Origin of the sequence: Streptomyces malaysiensis subsp. malaysiensis (genome assembly GCF_040653035.1) — a bacterium.
Taxonomy (GTDB): Bacteria; Actinomycetota; Actinomycetes; order Streptomycetales; family Streptomycetaceae; genus Streptomyces; species Streptomyces malaysiensis.
The window spans coordinates 1-12,105 of record NZ_JBEZNG010000039.1 but is presented as its reverse complement, the minus strand read 5'-3'; the positions used below and the strand labels follow the sequence as shown (position 1 = coordinate 12,105).

Below are 12,105 nucleotides of genomic sequence, written 5' to 3'. Positions count from 1 at the left end.
AAGAAGGCCACAGGTGTACGAGGAACTCAAGGGCATCCTGGTCGACGACCTTCAGATGCGGGCCGAAGACGTCGTTCCGACGGCCGGCCGGGAACAGGTCGGCCTGGACTCGCTCGCGGCGGTGGAGCTGGCGACCCTGCTCGGCGACCGGTACGGCGTGGAGATCCACGACTACGAGCTGCTGGAGGCCGACACCGTCGCGGACATCGCCGACCTGGTGGCCGAGCGGCGCGCGGCCGCCCCGGGCGCCACCGCCGCCGCCCCGGCCCCGGGCGCCTCATGACGCTGCCCCGGCCCCGCCGCACCGCAGAGGCGGTGACCGGGACATGAGCGAGCTGACCCATCAGGCCGTGCCGGGGCAGCGGATCCATCGGCCCGACGCGAGTTCGCTGCGCCGCGAGGTCCTCGTCTCGCCCGGCATGTGCGGCGCCGGTTCGCTGGTGTTCGGACAGATCGGCGACTGGACCTGGGAGGCGGTCGCCGCGGCCTGCGGCACGAATGTGCACGCCGCGCGCACCGCCGACGGCCGTCCCGCCTATCTGTCGTTCTACTACTACCGGGTGCGCGGCGGCCGCACCCTGCATCCGCACGGCCTCACCTTCGGCGACGAACTGCGGGTCGACTCCCGCGTGTTCCAGTACGGCGGTCAGTCCGCCGTCACTCTGCACCGGCTGGCCCCGGCCGGACTCGACCTGCCCGACGGGCCGCTGGACCCGGCGGAGGTGTTCGAGCGGCCCCATCCGGACTGCCTCTACGCGGAGAACTTCAACCGCTGGATCGCCCGCTCCCGCCCCGGCAGCAACGAGAGCCTCGCGCGGACGGCCCCGCCAGGCTTCGCCCACCGGCATCTGCCCCGGCTGCCGAACGCCCACTCACCGCGCTCCCCCGTCGGCCGGGCCCGGGAGGCCGGCACCTTCCACGCCGTTCCCCCGCCCGGCTTCGCTCCGGCGGGCCCCGGCTTCAGCTGCGGTTACGAACTCGACACCGTCCGGGACCTGAACGGCGCGGGCCTGGTGTACTTCGCCGCCTACTTCGCCATCTTCGACACCGCCCTGTTGCGGTCGTGGCGCTCGCTGGGCCGGTCCGACGAGCAGTTCCTCCGCCGTCGCGTGGTGGACGAGCGGATCGGCTTCTTCGGCAACGCGGACCCCGGTACCATGCTCCGGATCGAGGTGCGGCGCTGGCGCGGCGCCGGGTCCGAGCGGCCCGGCGCGGAGATCGCCGACATGGCACTGCGGGACGCGGCCTCCGGGCGGCTGCTGGCGGTGGCGTCCATCGAGACCGGCCCGGACGGCGACGCCGCGGGGGACGGTCAGGCGAGGTAGTCCTCGGCGCCGCCGGTGCGCACGGTGTCCAGGGTGAAGCAGTGGAAACCGCCGCCGAAGATCCGCCGGTGCCGGTGCCGGACCGGGACGGCGTCGAAGCCGTGCCGCTCCAGGGTGGCGATGAGCGTCTTGCAGGCGTCGTTGACCAGGACGGTGCGCTCGTCCACGGAGAGCACGTTCAGGTCGATGTACGGGCTGGCCGGGATCGGGTCGCCGTTCTCGTACTGCGGATAGTCGTCGATGCCGGGCGGCGGCGGCACGATGGTGTCCCAGCCGCGCAGGGCCTTCGGCAGGTAGTCGATGACGCCCGGGTCACGCAGCAGCAGGGTGCCGGGGCGCAGCGGGACGACGACGCTGTCGATGTGGCTCTGGGTGAGCCGGTCCATGCGGTGCACACGGAACCGCCCGTCGAGGTGGCGTTCCAGCCAGTCGTGGGCCAGCGCGTGGTTGGCGTTGGATACGTTGACGATCAGGTCGCGGCCCAGGCGCAGGCAGTTGGCGCCGTCGATCATGAGTTCCAGGCCGACGTCGTAGAGCGAGTCCCGGGGATCGAGGGGGACTTCGATGTTCGGGGCGGCATGGGCCACGTTGGCCGGGTCGAAGGAGTGGTCGGTCATCATGGGGCGCGGCATGGTCGTCCAGCGGGCGCCCTGCCGGAAGTAGTCCTGGAAGACCGGCTTGAGGAACTGCGTCTCGAAGTAGCGGTCGCGCAGCATGGGCGGGGTCTCGATGATCTCGTCACCGAGGACGAGGGTGTTGTCGCGGACGTTGAGCGGCGGCGTGACGGTGGCTTCGAAGGCAGGGGTGGCGACCCGGGTGAGGCCGGGGTCGGGCTGCCGGGGGCGGTGCACGGTGACCCCGAGCGCGGTCAGCTGGGCGGCGAGGCCCTCGACGTCCTCGACGAGTTCGCCGAGGAACCGCTCCTTCATCGCGAGCCGGTGCGGGGAGTTGCGCTCACGGCGCTCCTCGCTGTCCCGCCAGGTGGAGAGGGAGGGGTAGTAGCCGCGGGCGCCGGAGAGGTTGTCGCTGATGAACATGTCGAAGGACATGTCACGGACGCGGTCGAGGTAGCCGTCCGCGGAGCCGAGGACGACCTCCTTCAGCGGGGTGAAGTCATCGTAGCTGTTCAGGCGCATCGGCGGGGGCCTTTCGGGTCGGTGGCCGTCACCAGGTGACGGGCGGGCGGTGGACTCCGCGAACGGTCCTGTCGCGGCGGTCGGGGGCGTCGGGGAACCGTTCTCGGTCACGGTCGGCGGCGGGTGGCGACGCGCTGTCGGAGTCCCCGGCGGGTGGCAGCGGGCCGCCGGACCCGACGTCCCCGGCGGGCTGCTCGAAGGGCCCGGACCGCTCCGTGAGGTGGGGTGCCGAGGTGTGGGTTGTTCCGCCCTTCATGCCACCGCCTCCTTCCGGAGAAAGGTCGCGAGCCGCCGGACGCCCGTCTCGATCCGGTCGGGGTCCAGATAGCTGCACGACAGCCGGAGTTGCCGGTCGCAGCGACCGGTGAGGGAGAACTGGCTCATCGGCGTCCACAGCACGCCGTACTCGGCGGCGGACACCTCCAGCAGGTCGATGTCGGCGGGGACCGGGAGGTCGACACGGACGAAGAATCCGCCGGCGGGCCGGTGCCAGGCGATGCCGGGCGGCAGGCCGTCGGCCAAGTGCCGGTCCAGGGCGTCGAGCAGGCAGTCGAGGTTGCGCCGGTAGCGCTCCGCCTTGCGGCGGGCGAGCGCGGTCAGGGAGCGCCCGTGGTCCAGCAGCAGGCCGCCGACGACCGCCTGGGCCAGCGGTGCGGTGTTGACGGTGACCATCGTCTTGAGATCGGCCAGCTCCTCGGCCAGCAGCCGCTCCCCGTCCGGGTGCCCGACGCGCTGGTCGGCGACCGCGTAGCCGACGCGGGCACCGGGGAAGCCCACCTTGGCGAAGGTGCCGACGTGGATGACGCGGCGCCGGGTGTCGAGGGCCTTGAGGCCGGGCAGGGTGTCGTCCTCGGGCGCGGTGAAGCCGTACGCGTTGTCCTCGATGAGCAGCAGATCCTCGCGGGCCGCCAGGTCGAGCAGCCGGTGTCGCGAACCGAGGGGCATACGAGCGCCGCCGGGGTTGGAGAAGTCGGGGGCGACGTAGCAGGCACGGACCCGGCGGCCCTCCCGTCGGGCCTCGCCGCACCGGGCGGCGAGGTCGTCGATGTCGAGTCCGGCAGCCCCCTCCCGGATGGGCACCACGGGGATGTCGAGCAGCCGGGCGGCGCCGGTGATGCCGACGTAGCAGGGGTCGACGACCGCGAGGACGTCACCGTCGCCGGGGTGGCGGAACAGGGCGCGGAGCGTCAGCAGCAGCGCCTCCTGGGCACCGACGGTGATGATGATCTCGCGGGGGTCGGCGTGGATGCCCTGGTCACCGCTGAGTGCCTGGGCGACCAGGCCGTTGATCAGCCCCTGCGCGGGCCCGTACTCGTAGAGGACGCGCTCCGCGCGGGCCGGGTCCAGGCCACGGTCGGCGACGAGGTGGGCGACGAACCGGTCGGCCAGCACCCGGGTGTCCAGGTCCCGCACGAACTCCGGGTGCGGGGCGCCGGGCGCGAAGGAGATGGCGTCGGGGTACCGGCCCATCACCTCGTTGAGGAAACCGATGGAGCCGAGGACCGGGTCCTGGAGCGAACCGTGCAGGTCCCGCACGTACAGGTCGGGCGTGGCGGTCATGACCCGCTCCTCTCCACCGCGCGCCGCCGCTCCCGCTCCCGCCATCTGCGCTCGACCTTGGCCAGGACGTCCGGGGCGTAGGCGCGTTCCGCCTGGGCGACGGCGAACTCGGCGAGGTAGGCGCGGAACAGGTCGAGGGGTTCCTCGGCGACGGTGAGCATGTGCCGGTTGGCGGCGACGGCGGGCGCGGACAGGGTCCGTACGGCCCGGTCGACGGCCTCGTCCACGCCGTGCGCGGGGACGATCTCGTCGCAGACGAGCCGGGCCTCGGGGTCGGTCGCCGCTATGCGCCGCCCGCCGAGCACCACCTGGCGGGCGAGGCGGGCCCCGGTGTGCCGGGTGAGCCGGAGGTTGCCGAGGCCGGGCACGATGCCCTCCTCGGCGGCGGGCAGGCTGACGTAGGCGTTCCGCCCGGCGATGACATGGTCGAGGACGAGGAGGAGCTGCATTCCGCCGCCGATGGCGAAGGTGTCGACGGCGCCGATCCACGGTTTGCTCGTGGCCCGCTCGGTCCACCCGCCGGGCTCCGGGTCGGTCAGCAGGCCCCGCAGGATCTTGTGGAGGTAGCCGAGTTCGCGGCCGAGGAGGAACTCGACGAACGGGATCCGCCCGTCGCGCAGGTCGGTGAGGTCGATGCCCGCGCTGAAGACGCGCCGCCCCTGGTACTTGGGGTGGTCGACGGTGCCGCCGCGCAGGACGCCGACCGTGACCGCGTCGTCGAGGAGGGCCAGGTCCACGGCCGTGTCGAGATCGCCGATCAGCCGCTCGTCCTCGGCGTTGAGCCGCCCGGTGTTGCGGAACTCGACGTGCGCCGCCGTGCCGCGGCGTGTCACGAGCACCGTGTCCAGCTCGGCCCGGCCGTCGGCGCGGAAGGCGTCGAGGAGAGCGAGGGCACGCGGGGTGGGCCGCAGCATCGTCTCGACGAGGTGCCGGCCGGCGGTGGGCGAGCGCAGCACGGCGCCGCAGAACAGTCCCTGGTCGATCTCGCGGCCTTCCTTGTGGGCCTGGACGAGCGCCCGTTCGGCGGCCATCTGGTCACGCGTCGGCACCAGGCCGGGGAAGCGGTCGGCGGCCTGGTACACGAGGTCCGGCAGTCGGACGGAGCGGGTCAGCCCATCGGTGAGCAGCCCGTAGACCGTCTCGGTGTGGCGGGCGAGGAAGGCCCGGCGGGCCCGTCGGGCGGCCGCGTGGACGGCGGCGGCCCGGTTCCGGTCGGCCGGGCTGCGGTCGGGTGCGGGCGGCAGCGCGGCCAGCCGCTCCTCTCCTTCCTGGATGTACGTGGTGAGGAGGACGGTGTCCAGCCCGAGGTCGCCTTCGAGGACGAGAGGGACGAGGGGGACGGCGGTCATCCGGCGGCCTCCGCTTCCGGCGCGGTCGGCCCGTCCGCGGCCGGCCCCTCCGCGGTGCGCAGCCGCCGCAACTCGCGGTCGCAAGCGGCGAGATGGGCGCCCAGCGCGTCGTCGTACTCGGCGGACGCGGCTTCCTCCAGGAGGCGCCGCCGGATTCGGGTCTCGTGGTCGGACAGCCGGCCGCGCAGCACGGCGGCGGCGTGCACGGCCTCCGTCAGGTCGCCGCTGACCTGGTCGATGATGCCGAGGTCGGTGGCCTCGGCCACCGGGATGTCGGTGCCCCACAGCACAAGGCGGCGAGCTCGGGCGAGGCCGATGTGGTGCACGAGGCGGTAGAGCGACATGCCCGGCCAGAAGTGACCGTCGTTGATCGGCAGCATGAGGGTCAGATCGGGGGTGCCGATACGGAAGTCCGCGGCGAGCAGCAGATCGAGGACCGGCCCGCCGCAGGTGCCCTCGGCGACGGCGATGTTGACGACGTCGAGGCGTTCCAGCCGGCGGACCGCGCGTTCCCATCGGTTGACCTCCTGGATGGAGACCTCGCCGGGCCACTCGCGCGGCTGGGCCGGGGCGGGCGGGAACCACAGGACGACAACCGTCCGCGCGCGCAGGTCCTCCACCTCCTCGCACACCGCGTTCACCATCGCGGTCAGCTCGGGTAGCGGACTGCCGCCGTCCAGCCGGGCGGAGACGCCCAGTCCGTCGGGCAGCCCGGTCCGGTCAGGCTTCGTCTTCATGTCGGCAGCGATCCCTTCCGTCACCAGCCCACCAGGGCCGTCGATGGTCGACCCCGGCCCCATGTCCAGCCGCCGGCGGGACGGCTCGATGCCGAGGTCCTTGATGAGCAGCGCCGAGAAGCCCGGTTGGGTGTACATGTGATGCTCCATGAGGGCGTCGTGCACGGCACCAGTGCTCGCCGCAGTTACGGGAGCGGCCCGAGTCGGCACGTGGTGCCCACGACGAGGGCCCGGGGCGGGCGTCCTCGGCCGCCGCGAACCGGTACTGACGACATGTCCGCCCTCGTTCGGCGCACTGTCAGTCCCGGCCGCGGGGGCGCAGCCGTGGGCGCTCCCGGGGGCGCGGGGCGTCGTACAGGCCGAGCAGATGCGCGGCCAGGGTGTCCGGGGTGGGGTGGGCGAAGACGGTCGCGGCGCTGACCTGGAGGCCGGTGGTGGCGGCAAGCCGGTTGCGCAGCCGGGTGGCGGTGAGGGAGTCGAAGCCCATCTCGACGAAGCCACGGCCGGGGGCGATGACGTCCGGGGTGCCGTGCCCGAGGACGACGGCGGCGTGGGTGCACACGACGCGCAACAGCTCCGCCTCGCGCTCTGCCGGGGCCAGGGCCTGGAGCTGTTTCCCGAACTCCTCCGGACTGTGCGGGCTCGGGGACGCCGCGGCCGTGGCCGCTTGGCGGACAGCGGGGATACCGTCGAGGAGCCGGGCGAGGGGGCGGGCCCCGGGGTCGTCGGCGAGGTGTCCGGCGAAGCGCGGCCAGTCGGCGTCGAGGACGGCGACACGGCTGTCCCCGGCGGCCACGGCACGCTCCAGCGCCCGCAGGGCGAGATCGGGCTCCATCGGGGTGAGACCGCCGTGTCCGACGGTACGGCCGCCCGCACCGCCCGCGTCCGCCATGCCGGTGTCGGCCCACGGTCCCCAGGCCACACAGGTCACCGGCAGTCCCGCGGCGCTCCGCTCCTCGGCGAGGGCGTCCAACAGGGCGTTGGCGACCGCGTAGCCGGCCTGCCCGGCGGCGCCGACGGTGCCGGTGAGGGACGAGAACAGCACGAAGGCGGTGAGGTCGCGGTCCCGGGTGAGGTCGTGCAGATGCCGGGCGCCTTGCGACCTGGCCCGTGCCACCGCCTGGAACCGTGCCGTGGTCAGCTCCGTGAGATGGCCGTGGTCGATGGCTCCCGCGGTGTGCACCACAGCGGTCAGCGGCCGCTCGGCCGGGATACCGTCCAGCAGGGCGGCGACGGCGGCGCGGTCGCCGACGTCGCAGGCGGCGAGGGAGACTTGGGCGCCGAGGGCCTTGAGTTCGTCGCGCAGCGCGGCGGCCCCGTCGGCGGCCGGGCCGCGCCGCGAGGCGAGCAGGAGGTGTCCGGCACCGGCGCGGGCCAGCCGCAGGGCGACCTGCCGACCGAGGGCACCTGTGCCGCCGGTGATCAGGACGGTGCCGGTGGACGGCCACGGCCGGGCGGCGGGGGCGGCGGGCGCGGAACCCGGGACGGGGGCGGTGGCCGGGACGACGCGGCGGGCGAAGACTCCCCAGCCGCGGATGGCGATCTCGCTCTCTCCGACGCCCTGCGCCAGGACGGCGCCGAGCCGATCGCCCACCCAGCCGTCGAGGTGCTCGGGCAGATCGACGGTGCCGGCCCACCGTTCGGGCGTCTCCAGGACGGCGACACGTCCGAGGGCCCGTACGCCGAACTGCTCGGGCCGGCGCACCCGTTCGCCGCCGCCGACGGCGGCGGCGGACCTGGTCGCGTGCCACACGGGGGCGCGCACTCCGGTCTCGTCCAGGGCCCGCGACAGCGCCAGGGTGAGTGCCACGCCCTGGGGCACCGCGTCGTGCTCGGGGTCGGTTCCCGCGGCGAGGGCGAGCAGGGACAGCACCCCGGAGACGGGGCCGGCACCGGCCATCGCGTCGCCGAGTTCCCCGGCGAGGCCGCCGGGGTGGGTGACGGGCACGGTCACCGGAGTCGCGCCTCCGGCGGACAGCGCCTCGGTGACCCGGATGACCCAGGGGTCGGCGGCGAGCCGCTCGGGGACGGCGACGAGCCAGGTGCCGGCCGGCTCGGCGGCCGGGACGGCCACCGGTGTCCATGTGGTGCGGTAGCGCCAGCCGTCGACGAGCGCGTCGTCGCGGCGGCGGCGTCGGTAGGCGGCGAGCAGCGGCAGCAGCGCGGCCGTGCTCTCCGCGTCGCCGAGAGCCAGCTCGGCTGCGAGTGCCGCGTCGTCACCGTGCGCCGCGGCGTCGCGTAGGCGGCCGTCGGGGGTGTCGTCGCGGTGCGCGGCGACACCCGTGGAGGGCAGCCAGTAGTCCGCGCGCTGGAAGGCGTACGTCGGAAGGCGTACGGGGCGCGGCGTACGGCCGGGTACGCGGGCGACGGCGGACCAGTCGACGTCCGTGCCCCGCACGAACAGGTGGGCGAGCGCCTCGGTCAGGGACGCCGTCTCGTCGGCGTCCGCGTGCAGCGAGGGCAGGAACTCCGCGTCGGGCGCGCAGTCCTGGCCGAGGGCCGACAACACTCCGTCCGGGCCGAGTTCCAGGAAGGTGGTGACCCCCTGGGCGGCGAGCGCGGTCACACCGTCGCCGAACCGGACCGGTTCCCGTATGTGCCGCACCCAGTGGTCGGCACCGCACGGCCGGTCCGCGGGCAGCGGCTCGCCGGTCAGATGGGACATCACGAGCAGTTCGGGCGCGGCGAAGGCCAGTCGGCTCACCTCGTCCCGGAACGCGGTGAGTACGGGTTCCATGAGCGGCGAGTGGAAGGCGTGCGACACATCGAGCCGCTTCGTCTCGGCGCCGCGTTCGCGCAGTACGGCGACGACCCTCTCGACGGCGTCGCGCGTGCCCGAGAGGACGACGGCCTCGGGCCCGTTGACGGCGGCCACGCCCACCGCGCCCTGGTGGTCGGCCAGCAGCGGCAGGACATCGGCCTCGGCGGCCCGGACGGCCACCATGACGCCGCCGTCCGGCAGCTCCTGGATGAGCCGGCCGCGCGCCGCGACGAGCGCGCAGGCGTCGGGGAGCGTGAGCACACCGGCGACATGCGCGGCGACGACCTCACCGATGGAGTGCCCGGCCACGGCGTCGGGCCGTACGCCCCAGGACTCGACGAGCCGGTAGAGCGCGGTCTCCACGGCGAACAGCCCGCACTGGGCGTACAGGGTGCGGGACAGCTCGCGTTCCGCACCCTCGTGCTCGCCCAGCACGACGTCACGCACGGCCGGTCGTCCGGGCAGAAGCGCGTCGAAGTGGGCGCAGGCCGCATCGAAGGCGTCGGCGAAGACGGGGTAGGCCGCGTGCAGCGTGCGCCCCATGCCGACGCGCTGGCTGCCCTGGCCGGTGAAGAGCACGGCCGTCCTGCCGGTGGTGGCGGTGCCGGTCACCAGGCGCGGCGCGGGCCGGCCGACGGCCAGCGCGGCGAGCCCCGTGGTGAGGTCCTCCTGCCGCTCGCCGAGCACGGCGGCCCGGTGCTCGAACACCGACCGCTGGGTCGCCAGGGCCGTCGCGACGTCCGCCGCGTCGGCGGGCACGCCGGTGCGCACCACGTGCCGCCCGTGCCGCAGGTGGATGAGCAGCTGGCGGGCCTGGTCCCGCAGGGCGTCCGCGGACCGCGCGGAGACGATCCACGGCACGGTCGTCCCGGCCTGGGAGGGCGAGGGCGCCGGGGCCGCCCCGTCCTCGGGCGGAGCCTCTTCGACCATCCCGTCCGCGGGCGGAGCCTCTTCGACGATGACGTGCGCGTTGGTGCCGCTGATGCCGAACGAGGAGACGCCGGCGCGCCGCGGCCGGTCCGCCGCGGGCCAGGCCACGGGCTCCCGCAGCAGTGCGACGTCACCGCTGGACCAGTCGACGTGCTCCGAGGGGCGGCGGAGGTGCAGTGAGGCGGGCAGTACGCCGTGTTCCAGCGCCTGCACCATCTTGATGACGCCGGCCACTCCGGCCGCGGCCTGGGTGTGCCCGATGTTCGCCTTGATCGAGCCGAGCCACAGCGGCTGTCGTGCGCCGCCGCGGTCCTGTCCGTACGTCGCCAGTACGGCCTGGGCCTCGATCGGGTCGCCGAGCCTGGTCCCGGTGCCGTGCGCCTCCACGGCGTCCACGTCCGCGGGGCCGAGCCGGGCATCCGCGAGGGCGGCGCGGATGACGCGCTGCTGAGCGGGTCCGTTCGGGGCCGACAGCCCGTTGGAGGCGCCGTCCTGGTTCGTCGCCGTACCACGTACGACGCCCAGGACGCGGTGCCCGTTGCGGCGGGCGTCCGACAGGCGCTCGACCAGCAGGACGCCCGCGCCTTCGGCCAGGGAGGTGCCGTCGGCGTCCTCGGAGAACGCCTTGCAGCGTGCGTCGGCGGCCAGGCCGCGCTGCCGGCTGAAGCCGATCAGGGCGCCGGGTCCGGGCATCACGGCGACGCCTCCGGCCAGGGCGAGGTCGCACTCGCCGGTGCGCAGCGACCGTACGGCCATGTGCAGGGCCACGAGGGAGGACGAGCACGCGGTGTCCACGGTGACCGCGGGCCCTTCGAGGCCGAGGACGTAGGCGACCCGCCCGGACACGACGCTGCCGGCGGTGCCGGTGAGCAGATGCCCCTCGGCGCCCTGGCCGGCCTCGTGCAGGCGGGGGCCGTACTCCTGGTAGTGGGAGCCGACGAACACACCGGTCCGGCTGCCGCGCAGCGCGGCCGGGACGATCCCGGCCCGCTCGACCGCTTCCCAGCTGGTCTCCAGGAGCAGGCGCTGCTGCGGGTCCATGGCCAGCGCCTCGACGGGCGAGACACCGAAGAACTCCGCGTCGAAGCGGCCCGCGTCATAGAGGAATCCGCCCTCGCGGACATAGGTCCGGCCAGGTGCGTCCGGGTCGGGGTCGTGCAGAGCGTCGAGGTCCCAGCCACGGTCGGTGGGCAGTCCGCCGATCGCGTCCCCGCCGGAGGTGACGAGCCGCCACAGGTCCTCGGGGGTGGTGACGCCGCCGGGGTAGCGGCAGGCCATGCCGACGATGGCGATCAGGTCGTGGTCGTCGGGGCTGCCGGTGGCGTCGGCGGGCCCCGGGTCGGTGGTGGCCGGGAGGACCTCGCCTTCCGCCCCGAGGGCGTGCGCAGCAAGGGCGTCCGGGCCGAGGATCTCCGTGAGGAGGTGCCCGGCGAGGGCGCTGCTGCTCGGATGGTCGAACGCGAGTGTGGCGGGCAGTCGCAGTCCGGTCGCGGTGCTGAGCCGGTTACGGAGGTCGACGGCCGTCAGGGAGTCCAGTCCGAGGTCCTTGAACGCCAGATCCGGTGCGACGGCGCCCAGGTCGTCGTGGCCGAGGACGGCCGAGACCCGGGTGCGTACGAGATCGAGCACCGTGTTCCGGCGGTCGTCCGGCCGCTGGGCGAGCAGTCGCCGCCGCAGCGCGGTCGGCCCGTCGGCCTCGGTACCGGCCTCCGGACCGGCCTCCGGTGCGGCGAGGGCTCGGCGGCGGGGGGCCACGGGCCGTCGGACAAGGGTGCGCAGCATGGGGTGCACAGGAGCGTTCGGGTCGGCCGTGCCGAGGGCGCGGGGGTCGAGGCGGGCGGCCAGGAGGAGGCTCTCGGGAGACTCGGTCGCGCGGTCGAACAGTTCCAGGCCATCCTCGGTGGAAAGTTCCTGGAATCCGGTGCGGGCGATGCGGGTGAGGTCGATGTCGTCCAGTCCTTCGGTCATCACCGAACGCTGTTCCCACAACCCCCAGGCAACCGACACACCCGGCAACCCACGCGACCGACGAAACGCCGCCAGGGCATCCAGGAACGCGTTCCCCGCCGCGTAGTTCGCCTGCCCCGCCGCCCCCAACACACCAGCCGCGGAAGAGAACACCACGAATGACTGAACGTCGTGGCCGAGGGTGAGCTGATGCAGGTTCCAGGCACCTGTCACCTTCGCCGCCAGCACCCCCGCCAACCGCTCGGCACTCAACGACTCCACCATCACGTCATCCAACACACCCGCCGCATGCACCACCCCCGACACCCCACCCTCCAACGACGACAACACCCCCGCCAA

8 protein-coding genes are annotated in these 12,105 nt (G+C 74.1%); 2 read left to right on the top strand and 6 right to left on the bottom strand.

Annotation, left to right across the window (positions count from 1 at the left end):
• Window positions 1-13: 13 nt before the first annotated feature.
• Window positions 14-283 (top strand): acyl carrier protein, encoded by a 270-nt coding sequence (locus AB0E24_RS41625; protein WP_269462930.1) that lies wholly within the window; start codon window positions 14-16, stop codon window positions 281-283.
• Between the two features lie 43 nt (window positions 284-326).
• Entirely contained in the window at window positions 327-1,325 is a 999-nt protein-coding gene (locus AB0E24_RS41620; RefSeq protein ID WP_359384932.1) for an LnmK family bifunctional acyltransferase/decarboxylase, read from the top strand.
• Here AB0E24_RS41620 and AB0E24_RS41615 read toward each other — a convergent pair.
• From AB0E24_RS41615 to AB0E24_RS41590, 6 genes are all read right to left on the bottom strand, one after another.
• Window positions 1,313-2,461 (bottom strand): glycine amidinotransferase, encoded by a 1,149-nt coding sequence (locus AB0E24_RS41615; protein WP_359384930.1) that lies wholly within the window; start codon window positions 2,459-2,461, stop codon window positions 1,313-1,315. The two genes, AB0E24_RS41620 and AB0E24_RS41615, sit on opposite strands and share 13 nt — an antisense overlap.
• Before the next feature lie 28 nt (window positions 2,462-2,489).
• On the bottom strand, window positions 2,490-2,717 hold the full coding sequence (locus AB0E24_RS41610; RefSeq protein ID WP_359384928.1) for a hypothetical protein: 228 nt from the start codon (window positions 2,715-2,717) through the stop codon (window positions 2,490-2,492).
• A complete protein-coding gene (locus AB0E24_RS41605) occupies window positions 2,714-4,021 on the bottom strand; it encodes an aminotransferase-like domain-containing protein (protein WP_102936210.1) in 1,308 nt (435 codons plus the stop codon). The genes AB0E24_RS41610 and AB0E24_RS41605 overlap by 4 nt, the downstream gene beginning before the upstream one ends.
• The gene (dpgC, locus tag AB0E24_RS41600; RefSeq protein ID WP_147967794.1) at window positions 4,018-5,370 is read right to left on the bottom strand and encodes a (3,5-dihydroxyphenyl)acetyl-CoA 1,2-dioxygenase DpgC; all 1,353 of its coding nucleotides are present in this window, start codon (window positions 5,368-5,370) and stop codon (window positions 4,018-4,020) included. Before dpgC ends, AB0E24_RS41605 begins: the two co-directional genes overlap by 4 nt.
• Window positions 5,367-6,245 (bottom strand): enoyl-CoA-hydratase DpgB, encoded by an 879-nt coding sequence (gene dpgB, locus AB0E24_RS41595; RefSeq protein ID WP_231981126.1) that lies wholly within the window; start codon window positions 6,243-6,245, stop codon window positions 5,367-5,369. Before dpgB ends, dpgC begins: the two co-directional genes overlap by 4 nt.
• 160 nt (window positions 6,246-6,405) lie before the next feature.
• Entirely contained in the window at window positions 6,406-12,030 is a 5,625-nt protein-coding gene (locus AB0E24_RS41590; protein WP_435865385.1) for a type I polyketide synthase, read from the bottom strand.
• Between the last annotated feature and the right edge of the window lie 75 nt (window positions 12,031-12,105).